The following is an 18,565-nucleotide window of genomic DNA, read 5'->3' as shown; positions in this document are numbered from 1 at the left end:
TCCACTATTTTTAATTCAACATCAGTGAAGACTATGAGCAACGAAACCCAATCAGCGCAAACCGATGCGCATGCACATGACGAAAACAAACTGATCGCTGAACGCCGCAGTAAGCTTGATGCTATTCGCGAAAAGGGCAATGCATTTCCTAACGATTTCCGTCGTGGCGACAAGAGCATTGATTTGCAAGCACAGTTTGGTGAAAAGACCAAGGAAGAATTGGAAGCGCTGAATCATGTAGTCAGTGTTGCCGGTCGTGTGATGGCCAAACGCGGCCCGTTTATGGTGTTACAAGACGGTGATGGCTCAATCCAATTGTATGCGGATAAAGCTGCGCAAGAAGTGATTAAAGATAAATGGGGTTTGTGGGACATTGGCGATATAGTCGGTGTAAAAGGCGCGCTGCATAAATCGGGCAAAGGCGATTTGTATGTGAATTTGGAAGAGTATCAATTACTCACCAAGTCCTTGCGTCCACTGCCGGATAAATACCATGGCCTGAGCGATCAGGAAATTCGTTACCGTCAACGCTATGTCGATTTGATTGTGAACCCGGAAGTGCGTGACACTTTCCGGTTGCGTTCACAGTGCATTAGTTTTATCCGCAATTACATGAGCGGCTGCGGTTTTATGGAAGTGGAAACACCCATGCTGCATGTGATTCCCGGTGGCGCATCCGCCAAGCCGTTTATTACCCATCACAATGCACTCGACATGGAAATGTTCCTGCGTATTGCACCCGAGTTGTATTTGAAGCGTTTGGTGGTTGGTGGATTTGAGCGCGTATTTGAAATTAACCGCAACTTCCGCAACGAAGGTGTTTCTACTCGTCACAATCCAGAATTCACCATGATGGAATTCTATCAAGCCTATGCGGATTACAAAGACTTGATGGATCTGACCGAAGACTTGCTGCGCAAGCTGTGCATCGAGGTGACTGGCGGAACTACCCTGAAATACCAAACCAGCGAATACGATTTTGGTAAGCCATTTGTGCGTTTGTCTATGTTTGATTCGGTGTTGCACTACAATCCGCAGATCACGGCAGAGCAATTAAGCAGTGTTGAAGGTGCCACCAAAGCGGCAGAAGCCTTGGGGCTAAAAATTAAACCCGGCACTGCGCTCGGCAAAATCCAAACCGAAATTTTTGAAGAAACGGTTGAGCATAAACTGGATCAGCCAACTTTCATTACAGAATATCCGATTGAAATATCACCGCTTGCACGTCGCAGTGATCACAACCCGGCGGTGACCGATCGCTTTGAGTTTTTTATCGGTGGGCGTGAATTGGCCAACGGTTTCTCTGAGTTGAATGATGCGGAAGACCAAGCTGAGCGTTTCATGCAACAAGTGCGTGAAAAAGATGCCGGTGATGATGAAGCCATGCACTACGATGCTGACTTTGTGCGCGCGTTGGAGTACGGTTTGCCACCAACGGCGGGTGAAGGTATTGGTATTGATCGTTTGATTATGCTGTTTGCCAATGCGCCGTCCATTCGCGATGTATTGTTGTTCCCACATATGCGCCCGGAATAATTCATTCGCGTGTAAAAAAATAGCGCCCATTGTGGCGCTATTTTTTTGACTGGAAATTACTACATTAATGTTATTGGCGCTGCTTTATTGGTTCTGTGTTGCCGATTTTTTTATTGCGCCAATTGCTGTTTAGAGTTAATTTTCGGCGGGAACTTTTGTGGGGTCATGATCCACAAAAATTAATTGTTCTGTCGCAAAACCCAAGGCTTTTGCTTTGGCAATTAATTCAGTTTGCAGATCTTTATCAATAACCGGTGTGCGTGCCAGCAGCCAGAAATAACTTTTGTCCGGGCCACTCACCAGTGAGTATTGATAATCTTGTTTGTCCAACTCAAATACCACATAAGAACCATAGAAGGGGCCAAAAAAAGAAACCTTTAAATAGCCTTGGTCTTTTTTATCCACAAAGTACGCTTTACCCTCGGCAGATTGCCATGCCTTTTCCTCTACAGAATATCCTTTGTTAAGTACATTAATGCCGCCGTCTTCACGCAGGCTGTAGGTGGCGCTAATGTGGCTTAATCCGCGTTCAAACGAATGATCAAGGCGAGCGATTTCATACCACTGACCCAAGTAGCGGTTTGCATCAAAGTTATCGACTGGTTTGATGTTCTCGGGCATGCCCGTACATGCTACCAGCAGGCACAACACAAATAATAATCCGTACTTTGGCATGAATCTTTTCCCCTTGTGAAACATCAATTTTGATCGGTTAGGGTGCAACACAATCCAAGCATTGCACATAAATACCTTGCGGATCGTTCATGTTTTTCAAATCTTGCAGTGGTTTTAACGCCGGGCTTATGTCATTCAGAATGCTCAGTGATACAAAATTGTTGACCAGTGATTTCGGGAGTAGTACGCCCGCTTGCCCCTGTGTTAATGAGCGTAAAAATTCTTCTTTTGGTGAAAGTGGGCGCTGTACAAATTCAACTTTGTAAGTATCCAGTTTTGCTTCCTGTGCGATTGCTCTGATCACATCTTTTAGTGTTCCGAGTTCATCCACTAAGCCGATTTCTTTGGCTTTGGTTCCGGTCCAGACATGGCCTTGTGCGATTTCATTGATAGCATCTTTTTCTTGCTCACGCGCATCGGCAACCAAGGTAATAAAACGCTGATAAATATTATCGACACTTTGTTGTACCACTTTGCCCGCTTTTTCTGACAGCGGGCGATCCAGGCGCATGGTGCCTGCCAGTTCAGTGGTGCCTACGCCGTCGGTATATACACCGATTTTTTCCAGCGATTTTTCCAGTGTAGGAAATGCGCCGAATACACCAATAGAGCCGGTGATGGTAGTTGGTTGTGCCCAAATTTTATCGGCGGCGGTGGCAATCCAATAACCGCCGGAGGCGGCAACTGAACCCATGGAAATATAGATGGGAATTTTTTTGTCGCGCAGCGCAATAATTTCACTGCGAATAATTTCGGATGCAAAAGCGCTGCCCCCGCCGGAATCGATACGAATCACCAGTGCTTTGATATTCTTGTCGTCCTGCACTTGGCGCAGTAATTCAAGCATGCTTTCGCTGCCAATGCTGCCATCGGGTTGATGGCCATCAAGGATTGATCCGGCAGCGACTATGACGCCGACTTTATCGGATTCAGTGATCGCTTTTTTGCGCATGTCGCCGAGATAAAAATTAACATCTATACCGTTGTAATTATCGCCTTCTTTATTTTTGCCCGCCTCTGCGATCAGGGTTGAGATTAATTCACGGCGCGGTGCAATTTTATCAACCAAGGCTTTTTCAAGTGCGAGTTTGGCGCTGTCGCCTTCGGTAAGCGCCATATGTGCATCAAGATTGTTGACATAATCATTGATGCTGCCCGGTGGTAAACGACGCAGGCGCTCTACATTACCGGTATAACCAGCCCAGAGTTCATTAATCCACTGGGCGTTGTGTTCGCGCGATTCGGCTGACATGTCGTCGCGCAGATAGGGTTCCAGATAGTCTTTGTATTTTCCGGAACGGAAGGCGTGAATAGTTACACCGAGTTTGTCCAGTGCACTTTTGTAGTAGTTCATGTAGCGGCCATAGCCGGTAATTTCTACCACGCCCATTTCATGCAAATAAATTTCATCGGCAAAGCTGGCAAGATAATATTGGTCTTGGGAGTAGTTATCGCTCACAGCGATAATTTTTTTACCGCTTGCTTTAAAACTTTCCAGCGCTTGGCCGATTTCGTTGAGCTTGCTGATGCCGCCGCCGAGCAAACGGCCTGGCTCCAGCACCAACAAAGTGACACGCTTGTCTTTTTCGGCGTAATTAATCGCAGCAACTATGTCACTGACCAGCGTTTCACTTTCCTGCGGATTTTCATCGGACAGTAACAAACTGGTTGGGTCTATATAGCTGCGCTGATCTACTAAAATACCACTGGGAGCTATGCGCAGTGCAAAGCTATCGGGCAATGGCAGTGTAGCTTTACCGCTGATGGCAGCAATAATCAGCAGCAGGATAATAAGAAAAATAATATTGGCGAGAGTATTGCGCAGGGTGGTGACCGCTGCGCCCATGCCACCAAAAATACGGCGCAAGCGATTCGATGGTTTAGGCTTTGGAGTGTAACCACCATTGCCGGGCGCTTGCGATGTGGGTTGATTCGTGGGTTGTGGCGCTGCCTGCGCTGCAGACTGTGGCGCCGAGGGCGGTTCGTAATAATTCACAGACACAATAATATTCCTTGGGAAAAATGAAATTTAGCGATGAAAATTTGAATGGATAATCATTGTTTGGTCGACAGGTAATAGTTCCAATATTGCAGCCAGCGACTGGTCATCATCGCGGCAACAAAAAGTACCGTCACTAAAATAGTCATTAACCAGTAGGTCAGCGACCAATAGCTCATCAATAGCGGTACCAAAAATAAAAAGTACATTAGCAATACAAAACACAGCCAGCTGTAGGTGCGATGTTGCGGTTTGAGTAGACCTGGAATAAAAATCGCGAGTGGCAGTATGGCTACCAACCAATGAACAAATTTCATGTCATCGCTGAGTAAATAATTAATTGTCAGCATCAATAATAGGGCAACGTAGCTAGCGTTGCAGATGAGCTGGCCGCGGCGTAATTTTTTTTCCAGCACCACCGCATCGGCATCGGTAATCACGAGTATTTTTTTGGGCTTTTCATTGGCTGCTGGCTGCTGGGCTGAATTGTCCGGTGAATCCTGAGTCATGGTTTAACCTTTTAATTGAAGCGCTAAGGTGGCGATGCGTTTCCCCAGTGCCTGGCACAGGGCGATTTCATCACTACTAAGTTTATTGGGGGTATCGCCAGGGGCGAGATGGGATGCGCCGTAGGGAGTGCCGCCGGTGCGGGTAGTTGATAAGCCCGCTTCGCTGTAGGGAATTCCGGCGATAATCATACCTTGATGCAGGAGTGGCAACATCATGGTTAGCAGTGTGGATTCCTGCCCACCGTGTAGGGTAGAGGTTGAGGTAAAAACAGCGGCCGGTTTATTGATTAAATCGCCGTTTAACCATTGGCTGCTGGTGCCATCCAAAAAATATTTCATGGGCGCGGCCATATTGCCAAAACGGGTAGGGCTGCCAAGAATTAATCCGGAGCAGTGTTTTAAGTCGTCTTCGCTGCAATAGACAGCGCCAGTTTCGGGTATTGCGGGTGCGCTGGCTTCAGTAACCGGTGATACAGCGGGGACAGTGCGCAGGCGTGCTTCTATGCCCGCCACTTGTTCAACCCCACGCGCGATGTGTTTGGCCATTTCCAGGGTAGAACCTTGGCGACTGTAGTAAAGCACGAGTACATAAGCGGTCATATATTAGCCTTCAGGGGCGATTAATAATTAGGGGGTCAACAACTGTAAAACGTTTTCTGGTGGTCGGCCGATCACGGCTTTGCCGTCTTTTATAGCAATCGGGCGCTCGATTAATTTGGGGTTTTCAACCATCGCATTAATCAAGGCTGTCTCACTCAGTGTTGGATCGGCCAAACCTAATTCTTTGTAGGCATCTTCACTTTTACGTAACAGTGCGCGTGCACTTATGCCCAATTGTGCAAGCAGTGATTTCAACGTCTTGGCATTGAGTGGCGTTTCCAGGTAAAGAATAACTTCCGGTTCAACACCTTGCTCGCGCAATAAGTTCAATGCCTCGCGCGATTTGGAGCAGCGCGGGTTGTGGTAGAGTGCAATCAGCGTGTTATGTTTCATTAATCAGTCCACAGTAATTTTTTGTTAAACGTCTATCCACCGGGAACAGCCGTGCGGCGATTATAGCGGCTGAGCCCTGACTTGTTTTAAGGATTTAACCTTATGCCGTTGTTGCAAACCCTGCGTCGCCTTGCGATTGAAAATTATCACTGGCTAATGGGATTTTTCGGGTTAATGGTGCACCAGTATCGCATCAAAGCCTGCCAGAAAAGTGCAGCTTCCCTGACTTACGTTACCCTCTTTGCCACCGTGCCTATGCTCACGGTGACTTTCTCGATGTTTTCGTTGATTCCTGCATTTCAGGATTTGGGCGAAGAACTGCAAACCTTGTTGTTCCAGCACTTTTTGCCTAACAGTGAGCAGGATTTAGGCAAATATCTGCAGGAGTTTTCCCAGCAGGCGCGTCAGCTGACGGCATTCGGTTTTGTGTTTTTGTTAGTGTCAGCGTATCTGATGTTGAAAAATATCGAGCAAAACTTTAATGCCATTTGGGGTGTTGCCCGTGGCCGTCGCGGGGTTGCTAATTTTTTACTCTATTGGGCGATATTGAGCCTTGGCCCGTTGCTGCTCGGTGCTGCCTTGGCGATGAGCACTTATTTGGCCTCGTTCCGATTACTGGTTGGCACTTACGATAATTTGGGCCTGGTGGAGTGGGTACTGCAATTTGCGCCCTGGGTGCTCACTTGGGCTGCCTTTACTTTGCTATTTGTGGCGGTACCCAACTGTAAGGTGCCAGTGCGTCATGCCCTGGTGGGCGGTTTTTTCACTACGCTGGGTTTCCAGGGTTTAAAAGCAGCATTTAGTTGGATAGTCAGTCACTCTTCTTTTTCCTTGGTGTATGGCGCATTTGCAGCGCTGCCGTTGTTTTTGTTGTGGGTAAACCTGATTTGGACTGTAGTGCTGGGTGGTGCGGTCTTTGTGCACACTATCAATGCCCATCAAATTGGTTTGCGTCATCGCAAGTATCCCGACCTGATTGCCGCATTACTGGTGCTGTGGCGTTGTTATGATGCCGCCAAAGAGGGTGCCAGTGTGCCCGAGCGGGTTTTGTTACGGCAGGGTTTGGCAGCTGATCAATGGCAGCGCATCTGCGAAGCATTGGTGCGGCATCATGTGATTACGGCTAACTACCAGGGCGATTATTTACTCAGTCAGAACCTTCATTTACTTAGCTTGCAGCAGTTGGCAGATATTCTTGAGTTGCCGCGGCAGCTGCCAGCCGAGAAAGATAGCTTGCGCCAGTTGCCTTGGGGGGAGGCTGGTCTGCAATTACTTACCGAGGCGGAGCAGCAAATAAATTCGCTGTTTGCGATCAAACTGGGTGTGCTTTTTGACAGTCCTGCACCAGCCGAGCAACTCGCTGTGCCTCCAAAACTCAGCCAACACGGAGAGGCTTAATGGTTATTTGTGTGCGATAAACTTGGCTAAAAAAGTGACTGACGTCCAATTCACTGGCTATACTCCTAACAACTTTCCCACTGACAGATACAGCAACTCCATGGCTACACCTCTATTGATTTGTGATGATTCGATGATGGCGCGCAAGCAGGTGGCGCGCTCCCTACCTGCCGATTGGGATGTCGATATTACCTTTGCCACCAACGGCGCTGAGGGGTTGCAGGCTATTCGCGATGGCAAGGGTGAAATGGTCTTTTTAGACCTGACCATGCCGGAAATGGATGGCTATCAAGTGTTGGAGGCCATTAAAGCCGAAGGGTTGGACGCTATGGTAATAGTCATCTCGGGTGATATTCAGCCTAACGCCCAAGCGCGCGTGACGCAGTTAGGTGCTATGGACTTTATTTATAAACCGGTTAACCCTGAAAAGTTGGCTGAAACCTTACGCAAATTTGGTCTTATCTAGTTACGCTTTTCTGCCAGGTTTTCCTGCGGTAGAGTTTTTCTTTGGCACCCGTTAGATTGCCCGCTGGTTTGCGGTATCAATCAACGGGTGTTTGCTTTTCAGGGGGTGTACTCCTGCTGTTATGGGTAGTTATCAATGAGTGTTTCATCGTTAAAACTTTCGCGTTTCGGGCAAAAATTATGTACCGATGCCGGCATAGTCACCTTGATGGATGATTTGGGCGAGGCGCTGCGGGTAAATCCCGAGATGATTTTTATGGGCGGCGGTAATCCGGCGCGAATCCCGTCGATGGAACAAGCGTTTGCCAGCGCGCTGGATGCAACACTCGCCAACCCGCGCGATGCGCATGAGTTGCTTGGCTTATATCAGCCACCACAGGGCGATGCACAATTGCTGGACGCCATTGCCGATTTGCTTAATCACGAATACGGTTGGGCGATAGCGCGCGATAACATTGCGCTTTCCAACGGCAGTCAGGCGGCGTTTTTTGTACTGTTTAATTTATTTGCTGGCGACTATGCCGATGGCAGCAACAAGAAGATCCAGTTGCCGCTCACACCGGAATATTTGGGTTACAGCGACCTGGGCATTAGCGAGGATTTTTTTACCGCGACACGCCCCAGTATTGAATTATTGGACGATGGTTTTTTTAAATACCATGTGGATTTTGATGAGCTGAAAATCACTAGCGAAACGGGCGCGCTCTGTGTATCGCGCCCCACCAATCCCACTGGCAATGTGATTAGCGATGAGGAGCTGACTAAGCTCGATGCGCTTGCACATGCGCATCAAGTTCCTTTTATTGTAGATGGCGCTTACGGCACACCCTTTCCCAATATTTTATTTGTGGATGCGCAACCCCACTGGAATAGCAATACGATTCTGGTATTGAGTCTATCCAAACTTGGTTTGCCCGGTGCGCGCACTGGCATCGTTATCGCCGACCCTGCCATCATTCAAGCTTTTGCCAAAGCCAATACTATTCTCAGTTTAGCGACGGGCAATTTTGGCCCGGCAGTGGCACGACATTTATTGCGCGACGGAAAAATATTGCGATTAAGTCGCGAAGTAGTTGCGCCGTTTTATCGCACACGAATGGAAATGGCGGTGGCGAGGTTTAAATCGGCACTGGGCGATTTACCTTGTTTAATCCACAAGCCTGAAGGCGCGATTTTTTTGTGGTTGTGGTTTAAGGATTTGCCGATCAGTAGTGAGTTGTTATACCAGCGTTTAAAAGCGCGTGGAGTATTGGTGGTATCCGGACATCATTTTTTCCCCGGTTTGGCGGAGGATTGGCCGCATCGCCATGAATGTATCCGCGTGACCTATTGTCAGGAGCCGGAAACCGTTGCGCGCGGTGCGGCGATTATTGCCGATGAAGTGCGCCGTGTTTATCGCGAAGCGGGTTGATTGTTCGAGTAAATAGTTGTGATCTGCGGTGACTATGCTATTTATAAATGGCTACCAACCATACCTACACCGACAATAATAGTGGAGTCCAAGATGCCAATGTCCTCGGAATTAGTTGCTGAACTGCAAGTGCTGCGCCTGTTTGACGCGACAACCAGCCAGACCGGACTCAAAGTTCATTCAGATGCAGCACCTGAGTTGATCGCCGCCACCAAACGCCTGCACGAAAAACAATTAATCACCTTGCCCGATGGTGGTTATTTAACCCCCTTGGGTTATGAATCCACGGTGCATTTACAAAACCTGCTGCAAATCCTGACTTCAAAACCCTTGTTATAAAGCATTTCTTTTTTTGAAATTCCTCTGCGCTTCTTTCTCGCCAGGGAATCCTCTTATCGCAATCTTGCTGTAATAAAAAATCAGGCGACCATTGGCCGCCTGATTTTTAGTGTGGGTTATTCCTTACCCCGCGACGTTTTCCTCAATTACAAACACTGCCGGTCACTCTTGGAACTTGTGCGCTAGTGTTGTTGCCTTTGGTACCTTGGAAACCTATCTCCACCGACTGCCCTGGCGGAATAGTGCCGTTCCAATTCAGGTTGCTCGCACTGTAGGGGTTGTTTCCACTAAACACGGCATTCCAGCTGTTGGTGATACGGCTGCCATCGCTGTAGGACCAATTTACCGTCCAGCCATTGATAGGGCTGCTGCTGGTGTTGGTAATGCGCAGAGTAGCCGTAAAACCATTATTCCACTCGTTGCTCACCAGATACTGGCAGTTACCACCCCCTACACTGGCTACCGAACTGGATGAACTTGCCGGTGGTGTCGAGCTGGCAACGGAAGAGGGCGCCGTGCTGCTTGGGGTACTACTTGCCGGCGTGCTGCTTGCGGGCCTGCTACTGGCTGGAGTGCTACTTGTACCGCCGCCCACTATGCCAAAAGGCGCGGGTTGGGCACTGCAGGTACTGGCTGAAATACAGCTTCTGTTGTTCTCATACCCCCAACCGGAACTGGTAACGGCGCACAGCGGATAAAGCGTGCCATACCAATTACATTGCTGCGCAGTACTGACACTTGACGCGACTGACGACGAGCTGCTCGGTGCGATAGAGGATGAGCTTGAGGTTGTTGCCAAGCTGGAAGAACTGGCTGGAACCGATGAACTGATCGCCTGGCTTGATGAACTGACAGCGAGGCTCGATGAGCTCAGACTGGATGAGCTTTGCCCACCGCCATTGCCCTGTGCGTAGTCGTTGTAAAACGCGAGGTTCCAAGCCAAGGGAGCGTTCCAGTTAATGGTAATTTCATTAACCGCATAGGCATTGATGTTATCAGCCCAACAAGTGGCAGGTCTGGACTTGCAACCACCCAACAATGAAGCTGATGTGCTGTCCTCAAGACCGGCATTGGGGCCGCCAGAGAGTGCGCCGGGTGGTGGGGCAGGGTAGTTGGCATTGATCGCATTTGCCCAGAAACGGTGATGTGGTTGGGTGGTCGTTTTGGTGCCCGCACCCGTCACGAATGAGGTGGACAGGGTGTTTTGACCGAAGAAATAGTTCAGCCCTTTCCCCACCCCCTTGGCGTAGTTTTCATTGCCCGTGAAATCATAGGCAAGCCCCATCAGGATTAGTTTATTCGCCACGGCGCCGTTGGAACCCCAATAGTACTCAAGGGTTGAAAGCGGTGCGGGATAGCCAGATGCATTTTGGGTGGCGATATTATTGTCGGCGATACTGATAATTTTCTGGCGCGCACTCGAACGCAAACTGGCCGTGTGAGTGGTGGGAACCATCGCCAATGAAATCAAGCCCGCCAGTTCGGTATCAGCCCACCCGAAATCGTTGCGGGTAATAGCAAAGTTATTCAATGTGCTTAGGTATCGGCTATTGCCAGTGGTGATGTACAACTCGGCAGCGGCCCAGTAAAACTCATCGCTGACGTTGGCATCGCCATAACCGCCGCCGCCATTGTCGTAATTGCCACTGTAAATATCATTGGGGTTGGCTTGGGCGGCATCCCAGGCGCGGGTTGCAGCACTCAGGCAGGTAGCGGCAAAACCGGAATCGATGTCTTGCCAAATCCGTGCACACTGGGCAGCGGTGGCCGCCAAATTCAGTGTGGCAGCGGTAGACGGTGGAACCAGTGCACGCTGCTGTGGATCTTCATGGGGTGCAAGAGGGAATCCGGTCCAGCCTACATCGTGCATTTTGTGGTGCGCCATACCGGCTTTGGCTTGGCCGACGGGCACTTGCATCGCCAACAAAAACTCCATTTGCCAGCGCGCTTCGTCCAGCACATCAGAAATACCATTGGCACTTTCGGGAATATTCAGTTTGCCGTCGCCCACCAAGCTGCCATTGTCGCTCAGGTACAGGTCGCGCTCGTAAAGGTTTAATAATGTCCAGGCTGAAATGCCGCCATTTACCACGTATTTGCCGTGATCACCGGCGTCATACCAGCCTTTGCTGACATTCAGCGAATAGTTACAGGTGCCACTCCAGCAGGGCACATTGATGTCGCCTTTGTTGGCACCGATGTTCAAGTGACCCGCCGGGCGCGACCATTTGCTATTGCTGGCAAAGGAGCCATTGCCGCCACCGGTGTACTGGGTCTCAATCGCGATGCCACTGCGGTTGTGGTAGAAATATTTAAGCGAGTCGTAGAGTGCGCCTTTGAGGGCGGTATTGGAAATCGCAAAGCTGTAACTGGTGTCGCCACCGACCGTCAGGGTAAAACCGCTTCCGGTTGCACTCACGGCCGACAAATCAATCTGATGCAGGTTGTCGCCGCTGGCCGCATCGGAGCCACTTGGCAGTGTTTGGCCGCTCGCGACCACTGTGCCATTTTGTCGCAGCTGCCAGGTTTGTGCGCTGGTTTGGGTGGTTTTGTAGGTCGCGGTTTTGGCGCCGGTGGGCAGGTAGCCAAGTTGGTTTACCCGTGGGTTGCCTATCTCGGCCTGGGCATTGAATGCCGACAGGGCGAGCAGCCCTGTACCAATCAATTGGTACAGCGGTGTGCGTTTGGCGGATAGTTCGCGCGCAAATTCTTGATCATTATTCTGGACGGATTTTTTCATCGGAAATATCTCGCGTGAAATAAAAGAGGAGCTGTAATCAGCGTTAAAAAAACCGGCCTGCGAAACAGGCCGGTAAATAATTGCATTGATTAAGGGGTTTTATACCGGGGCGGGAGTGATGGCCTTGTCCTGAAATCCACCACCTCCGGTATAAAAGGTACCGGCTCATCCCTAAGCCAAGTCGCAACTCCTGTTTTGACTTGAGTCCACCGGAAATCCGGCTGTACTGATCTGCTTATTGCAGTGGTGGGTAAGCGTTATCCACCAGTTGCTTGAACCCTTCCGAGAACCAGCGGCCAGCAACCGGCGCATTGGGCATAGCGCCAGTGGTGGTGCCTGCAGCATTGGTAAAGGTAGGGTCACAGTTGCGGTCAAAGCCTTTGGCTGGATCTTGTGGGTCGTAAGACAGTTCCAGTGAGGCTGCACCATCTGATTCACCTGGCGGTTTCACCCATACATAAGCATCGATACCTGCAACCGGTGCTACTTGTGGCCGTTCGCCCACGCCACCGCGTTGGTTACACCAGTTACCGCGATGGGCACGACGGTCAATGCGCGATTGGTCAACAAAGGTATCCAGTACCGTGCTGGTTGATTGCGCAGTTGGACGGTTAGCGCCACCCCATCCGTTGCGTGAGGTATCCACCAACATGCCGATGTTGGATGGGAAGCCAGCAGAGATCATGGCATTGCGCCAGGCGGTCACAAAAGAAACTTCACTGAAGTGCGGGTTCCATTCGTAGAACTTGGCTTGACGGGTTTGTGTGCCGCCACCACTGCCCGGGAAGGCGCTGTTAGCCAATGAATCCAGGAAGGGTTCGTACAGTGGGGTGTAACCTGAGGTGTTGGATACAAAGCCGGCTACGGAATTCACCCCGCCAGTCGCCCCTTTGATCGCATCGCCAATCAGGGTAACAGCCTTGCCAAAATTGTCCGTCCAGCCCAACCAGCCTGAGTGGCCGATATCAACGTAAGAATAAACGTTGGTAATCGGGTAGAACTTGCTCAGGGTGTAACGGGTGTTAGGGACATAACCATGGGTCGCATCGGCTGCTTGTTGACACGCCGGTGTGCTCAGGTTGGTGACCAGGTTAGGTAATGAGTCTGGCTCGATGATCGCAATAATGCGCAGTTCGCGGTATTTAGGATCAGCGAAGATGGATGCCAACACATCGATATATTCGGTGCGATAGCGGGTAGTGCCTTCAACGCCTTGGTTCAACTCACCATTGGACGCTAACGCGTGGCAATCGCGGTTAGGTAGGTCATAGACCACCACCTGGATTACATTGGCGTTTTGATCCAGAGCTGCATCCAAATGGTCGCGCAGACCCCAGCTACCATCGGTTGGGGCAATCGCACCGATACGATCCATCCACACCGCGGTGTTGTAATTGGCCACTTTGGAGCCACCGGTTTCTGCCATGGCTTTGGCTGACCAGATTGGATCTACGTACCACTGGGCGCCAACGAAGGGGTTATCCAAACGTGGGCCAGCGCTGGCTGCACTGGAGCTGCTAACACTGACGACTGAACTGCTAGCCACGGAGCTGCTAATCACAGACGAACTGCTAGAGCTGACCGAGCTAGAGCTGGGTGGTACCAAGCTGCTGCTTGACGACACACTGGCTGACGACGGCGTAGTGGCGACAGAACTGGACGACACTACTGACGAAGAAGAGCTGGTAGTTGATGAGCTAGTGGTTGACGAGCTTGAAGTTACACCGCAGCCGGCCACTACTCCAAAAGGTGAAGGTTGGCTGGTACAGGTCGCTGTAGAGATACAACTCTTGCCATTTTCATAACCCCAACCACTGACGGTAGTGGTGCAAGTGGGGTAAAGCGTGCCGTACCAATTGCATTGCGACACTGCCGCGCACTGTGATGCCACACTGCTGGAGGAAATAGAAACGGTGCTGGATGAAGAGCTTGCCGGCGGAGTGCTGCTGGGTGCTGAGCTGCTTGTTGCAGTGCCACAAACATTACCGGTGATAGTCGGGATTTCAGCAGTAGCGCCATTCTTGTTGCCCTGCACCCCGAAGCTCACGGATTGCCCCGGTTGAATTGTGCTGTTCCAGTTCAATCCACTGGCGGTGTAGGGATTGTTGCCACTGAGGGTGGCATTCCAGGAATTGGTGATGCGGTTGTTGGTGTAAGCCCAGCCCACAGTCCAACCGTTAATGGCGGTAGTGCCATTGTTGGTGATACTGACAGTACCTTGAAAGCCGGTATTCCATTCATTGTTGAGTGTGTAAGAGCAGACCGCTGCGTGCGTTTGGCTCGCGACGACCATGCTCAGGCTTAGCAGCGAGGCTATCCCGAGCGTTTTGCGTAGTGATGTTTTCATTATGTTTATCCTTGAACGTGATGTTGAAAGGCGTGGTACGCCTTTTTTGTAACTCACCTCTCATTCCGGTTTGTTTTCCAAAATGAACTGCAGGTGGATTTTTACCTCGTACTTCTACCCTCGGAACTTCTACTTTCTAAACTTCCCGGTGTAGGCCGGTTCACGTGTTGATGAATCGGTGTCAATCCTGACAATTTGTTAACGGCCGAGATTATCTGCCTTGGTTTGAATTATTTTTTCTCTGTAACACTTTGTATTTTCTAAGGTTATTTTTATTTATCGGGCGTTCTACCCAGTATGTGTTAAACATAAATTCAAAAAGGACAGCGCTGTCATTTTTGTGCCGCGAAAAATATCACTTATGAAATAAAAATACTCTGCACAGTGCGGGGCACTATTAAATTCTGCAGGCTGGATCACGATAGTATCCGGCATAAATTCACCTTTCTGTTCAATCAGGCAAGTCGGAGTGGTGGCGCTTAAATTGTCTTTTTGGTTGATAAATTTTTTGTAACTTAAAATTTTCAAGGTGAAAAACGATGTTTTATTTTTATTATTTAATAAATAACCAGGAGGTAATTTTTAGCCACAGTAGTTTAAAAAAAATGAAAAAACAATAATTAAGTTTTTGTGTTTTGTGTTTTGTTTCGGAAAAAAATGGCTTTATTTGTTGTAAAAAAGTGATTTCTAAAATTTATAAAAACTCAAAATATGAGTTAAAACAGATGTTTAATTGATTTTTAAAAAGTTAAAAATCAATTAAAAATTTTTAAATATTTGCTCTTAAAAAATATTATGTTTTGGTGATTTTAATTTGGCGTTTTTGATTTCTTAAAAAGACATTTACAGGTGAAAATATTTGTGTCGCTTAAATCTTTATTTCTACTTGTGTGAGCCCTGTGTTGAGCTACCGGGTTAGGGGTAACCCCTCGTCAAGCGACGAGTGATTGGGGTGGTCGCATGGTCATCAAAGTGGCTTGTCAGGTTGTTGTCGCTATGGGCTGTATTTTGCTGCCAGCTGACGCGTTTACCCCCGGCTTTTTTAGCAGGTTTTTTTTTGAGCAGTTATTGTTCTTTGCTCCAAATCATGAGTGTTGTGTCGGTCTTTTTGTGGGTGCTCAAGTGGCGGCCGCTACTACTAAGGCGTTTAAATCTGCTAGGCTTGCCGCCATCAAGATCAGCCAAATATCAAAGCCTATGGAATTGAACGTGCAATCCGGTCAACCAGACTATTCAGTCTATCGCAGCTTGGTTAGCGAATTACTTGCAGGCAATGAGCAGTTGCCCAGTCTGCCTGCTATTACCTTTGAAATTCGCAATGCGTTGGAGCAATCGGATTTGTCGATGGCTGAGTTAAGTAAGTTGCTCGCTAAAGATCCTTCGCTGTCCGCCATTTTGCTGAAATATGCCTCAAGCCCTCTGGTAGGGAGCCAAAACCCGCCGCAAAGCCTACTGGATGTGGTGCGCCTGTTAGGGATGAATCAGGTAGAGCGAATTACCATGGTGCATTCCATTAAAAGCTTATTTTCTGTGCATTCGGTTAAGCATAAGCGCCTGTTTGTGGAGGCATGGCGGCGCATGGCATTAAAGGCTAGCCTCAGTACTTTCATTGCCAAACATGTAGGTAAGGTTGTACCGGATCAGGTATTAATGGCTGCGCTGTTAAGTGAAGTGGGAACCCTGGCAGTGTTGTCCGCTTTTAAAAAGAGTGAGCAAACACCAGAGTTGGCGGTTTATGTAGGGCTTTGCCGCGAGTATGCAAAATCACTGGGTGTGATTACGCTGAAAAAATGGCAGGTGGATAGCCAATACCTGAAAGTTATCCAGGATATTGGTAATTGGTCAGGGGATAGCCCCGGGCCAATTAATTTGAGCGATATTATCAATTTGGGTTTGTATCACTCAGTGAAATTAAGCCAGGCCAAAAACAATTTGCCTCCCATTACTGAATTAACCGCCTATAAAAAATTGGATGCACCGGAAAACTCTGTTGTAGCGGGCGGCCTGACCTTGGTAATGACCAATGTGCAGGAAATTCGCATGGTGGCAAAAAGCCTGTTCTAAGCAGTTAATTCACGTTTTTCGCGCATAAAAAAAGGGGCCAAGGCCCCTTCGATTTCTTACCTGACTTCCTGTCTGCTTCCCTGCTGTTTCTGTTTCCTTACTCTCTCGGTTTTTATGATATGTGGTCAAGGTGACAGGGTGATGACAGCCCTGACTTAGATCCCGTTCGGGTTGTAAACCCACAGCATGTTGTTGACATGGTTGCTGCTGTCTTCGCCGATTAATACGCGACCATCATCCAATACTTCGATGTTGTCTGGCTGCGCTATGCCGTTAACGTCACATTTGTCGGTAGTGCTGGTGCCGTTATAAGCGCCGCCCACTACAACAGGTTGCATGCGATTTACGTTGTAGCTTTCATCGAAACCAAAACGATACACCGCGCCACAGCGGTTTTCAGTTACCTGGATGTCACCTGTGGTGTCGGCCATGGCGCCGCGCACTTCAGCCATCGCTACGTACATAAAGGGTACGCTGCGGTCTTTGGCTCCGTCGTAATTAATGTTGATCCCTTCCATTTTGTTGAACTCAACCGTGGCACCTTTGGCTTCGGCGGCGCGCAAGGTTTCCAGGAATGCGACGCGATCATCTGCGGCGTTACCTGCAGCCCAATCAGCTACTTCGGCATCAGAAATGTAACTGGTAGCCCCTTCAACGTAATCACTTTCATCAATACCATCGTAAGAGCGCACCCAGCTTTCAATGTCAGCATTGGTGGCATGGGCCAACTCAATCCATTCAATATCAAAACCGGCTTTGGCGGTATCTACTGTGGCGTCTTGCATTACTTTGGCGGCGTAGAGTGTGCCCGCGCTCATGTCACCTGCAACATCGGCAACAAATTTATAAAAGCCTTTGTTAGAGCCGTCATCCGTTAAATACACAGTTTTGTGGTCGGGCATAATCACCGGGTTTTCATGCGCATAACGGCCCATGGTGAAATGTTTTACCGGAACCGGCGCAGCGGTTTTAGGTTGGGTGATTTCAACAATGTAGCCGTAGTCGTAAGGGTTGGGGAAAGTGCCGCCCAGGTAATCCTTAATCTTCAGCACGTCTGCGTAATTGGGGTAGCCAGTGGAGTAGGTGGCATCGTTCCAACGCACGGTGTTTTCGGCTTCGTAGTTTTCTTCCGAGGTGAGTGGCGTGCCCCAGGGTGAAACGGTACCGAAGCAGTTAATCATGGTGCCTTTTACGTTGCCAAAATTTACGTTCATCGCATCGTTCACACGCCAGGTGCCATCGTTTTGTTTCGCGATGCTCAAACGGCTTACACCACCGGGACGATCTTCCCACGCGCTAAACAAGTAACCTTCGCTACCGCTGATATTGTCTGGAATGTAAGCGTTAAAGTCCGGGTTGTTGGATTGTTTGACGCTAACACTGCCATCAGGGGTAGTGATATTGCCAAAACCAAAGGGCAGTGCACCGGCAAAAATATCACCTTCGCGGCCCAGCGCTTGATAGCTGCCCACAGCAACTCGGGTGGTTTGTGATTCAGGAGAGCCTTTTACGGGTACTGCGACGGGTGTAATTTTGGGGTCAAGCATGTCCAGGTCAACACCGTTCCAAACGCCCACCGCCGCTTTGCTTTCATCGCCGGGTAGAGTGTCTGATGGATGTTGAATATTAAAAAATAATTCACCGTTATCGGTTTTAAACATACCGGTTAATTCGGAGCCCATGGGCGTGGTTGCCAAGCGAATTAATTTAGCGGGTGCGGTTGCATCAACACCGTCTTCGCCGTCAGTGCCGTCCTGACCATTGGCACCATTTTGCCCCGGCGCGCCATTGTTTCCTGCTGGGCCAGTTGGGCCTGCAGGGCCAGCAACACCGTCAGAGCCTGCGGGGCCGGTTGCACCGTCTTTACCATCGTCACCACCACAGGCGGTGAGCAACAGGGTGGATGAAATTAAAACGGCTAATAATTTTTTGTTGAACGTTATATTCATGTTAAATCCCAAGGTTGCTTGTAAACAGTACAGAATTAATTGTTAGGAAGGTCTTGCTACGGAGTCTGTAGCCTAAGCAAGTTTTATGAATGTTTCGCAACGGAAATGTGGCAATTCAGTGAAGCTTTTTTTACAAGAAA

Annotated in this window: 14 protein-coding genes; 6 read left to right on the top strand and 8 right to left on the bottom strand. The window is 49.1% G+C overall.

The genetic code is table 11. The features are described from left to right. Window positions 1–33 precede the first annotated feature (33 nt). Window positions 34–1,536 (top strand): lysine--tRNA ligase, encoded by a 1,503-nt coding sequence (gene lysS, locus NNX04_RS06440; RefSeq protein WP_007642376.1) that lies wholly within the window; start codon window positions 34–36, stop codon window positions 1,534–1,536. Between the two features lie 135 nt (window positions 1,537–1,671). Here the strand turns inward: lysS and NNX04_RS06435 are convergent, their stop codons facing one another. The 5 genes from NNX04_RS06435 to arsC are packed head-to-tail and all read right to left on the bottom strand — an operon-like array spanning window position 1,672 to window position 5,712. Next, the gene (locus tag NNX04_RS06435) at window positions 1,672–2,211 is read right to left on the bottom strand and encodes a lipocalin family protein (RefSeq protein ID WP_261947854.1); all 540 of its coding nucleotides are present in this window, start codon (window positions 2,209–2,211) and stop codon (window positions 1,672–1,674) included. Window positions 2,212–2,248: 37 nt separating this feature from the next. Continuing rightward, entirely contained in the window at window positions 2,249–4,213 is a 1,965-nt protein-coding gene (gene sppA, locus NNX04_RS06430; protein WP_261947853.1) for a signal peptide peptidase SppA, read from the bottom strand. Window positions 4,214–4,266: 53 nt separating this feature from the next. Beyond that, the gene (locus NNX04_RS06425; RefSeq protein WP_007642370.1) at window positions 4,267–4,719 is read right to left on the bottom strand and encodes a DUF2069 domain-containing protein; all 453 of its coding nucleotides are present in this window, start codon (window positions 4,717–4,719) and stop codon (window positions 4,267–4,269) included. 3 nt (window positions 4,720–4,722) lie between these two features. Further along, window positions 4,723–5,319, bottom strand: coding sequence for an NAD(P)H:quinone oxidoreductase (wrbA, locus tag NNX04_RS06420; protein WP_007642368.1), 597 nt, complete (start codon window positions 5,317–5,319; stop codon window positions 4,723–4,725). A gap of 27 nt (window positions 5,320–5,346) precedes the next feature. Continuing rightward, complete coding sequence (gene arsC, locus NNX04_RS06415; protein ID WP_261947852.1) at window positions 5,347–5,712, bottom strand: arsenate reductase (glutaredoxin); 366 nt, start codon at window positions 5,710–5,712, stop codon at window positions 5,347–5,349. Between the two features lie 102 nt (window positions 5,713–5,814). On the opposite strand from arsC, the gene NNX04_RS06410 reads away from it, so the two are divergent. The 4 genes from NNX04_RS06410 to NNX04_RS06395 all read left to right on the top strand — a co-directional run bounded on the left by NNX04_RS06410 (window position 5,815) and on the right by NNX04_RS06395 (window position 9,325). After that, window positions 5,815–7,110 carry a YihY family inner membrane protein gene (locus NNX04_RS06410; protein WP_261947851.1) on the top strand — a complete coding sequence of 432 codons (1,296 nt, stop codon included), beginning with the start codon at window positions 5,815–5,817 and terminating at the stop codon, window positions 7,108–7,110. A 100-nt stretch (window positions 7,111–7,210) separates the two neighbouring features. Then, window positions 7,211–7,576: a response regulator gene (locus NNX04_RS06405; protein WP_040392178.1), complete on the top strand. Its 366-nt coding sequence runs from the start codon at window positions 7,211–7,213 to the stop codon at window positions 7,574–7,576. 135 nt (window positions 7,577–7,711) lie between these two features. Then, the gene (locus NNX04_RS06400) at window positions 7,712–8,986 is read left to right on the top strand and encodes a valine--pyruvate transaminase (RefSeq protein ID WP_261947850.1); all 1,275 of its coding nucleotides are present in this window, start codon (window positions 7,712–7,714) and stop codon (window positions 8,984–8,986) included. A 93-nt stretch (window positions 8,987–9,079) separates the two neighbouring features. Beyond that, window positions 9,080–9,325 carry a TIGR02647 family protein gene (locus tag NNX04_RS06395; RefSeq protein ID WP_261947849.1) on the top strand — a complete coding sequence of 82 codons (246 nt, stop codon included), beginning with the start codon at window positions 9,080–9,082 and terminating at the stop codon, window positions 9,323–9,325. A 142-nt stretch (window positions 9,326–9,467) separates the two neighbouring features. Here the strand turns inward: NNX04_RS06395 and NNX04_RS06390 are convergent, their stop codons facing one another. Together NNX04_RS06390 and NNX04_RS06385 are read right to left on the bottom strand one after the other, a co-directional pair. Further along, window positions 9,468–12,065, bottom strand: a complete 2,598-nt coding sequence (locus NNX04_RS06390; RefSeq protein WP_261947848.1) for a glycoside hydrolase family 9 protein — start codon at window positions 12,063–12,065, stop codon at window positions 9,468–9,470. Between the two features lie 235 nt (window positions 12,066–12,300). Beyond that, window positions 12,301–14,412, bottom strand: coding sequence for a glycoside hydrolase family 6 protein (locus NNX04_RS06385; RefSeq protein WP_261947847.1), 2,112 nt, complete (start codon window positions 14,410–14,412; stop codon window positions 12,301–12,303). Window positions 14,413–15,372: 960 nt separating this feature from the next. Here NNX04_RS06385 and NNX04_RS06380 point away from each other — a divergent pair. Beyond that, window positions 15,373–16,476: an HDOD domain-containing protein gene (locus NNX04_RS06380; RefSeq protein ID WP_261947846.1), complete on the top strand. Its 1,104-nt coding sequence runs from the start codon at window positions 15,373–15,375 to the stop codon at window positions 16,474–16,476. A 155-nt stretch (window positions 16,477–16,631) separates the two neighbouring features. On the opposite strand, the gene NNX04_RS06375 is transcribed toward NNX04_RS06380, so the two are convergent. Then, complete coding sequence (locus tag NNX04_RS06375; RefSeq protein ID WP_261947845.1) at window positions 16,632–18,425, bottom strand: PhoX family protein; 1,794 nt, start codon at window positions 18,423–18,425, stop codon at window positions 16,632–16,634. Window positions 18,426–18,565 lie beyond the last annotated feature (140 nt).

The sequence above is a fragment of the Cellvibrio sp. QJXJ genome (assembly GCF_024452345.1).
GTDB lineage: Bacteria > Pseudomonadota > Gammaproteobacteria > Pseudomonadales > Cellvibrionaceae > Cellvibrio.
Note: the sequence above shows the minus strand (reverse complement) of the source record. Positions and strands in the feature narration are given on the sequence as shown.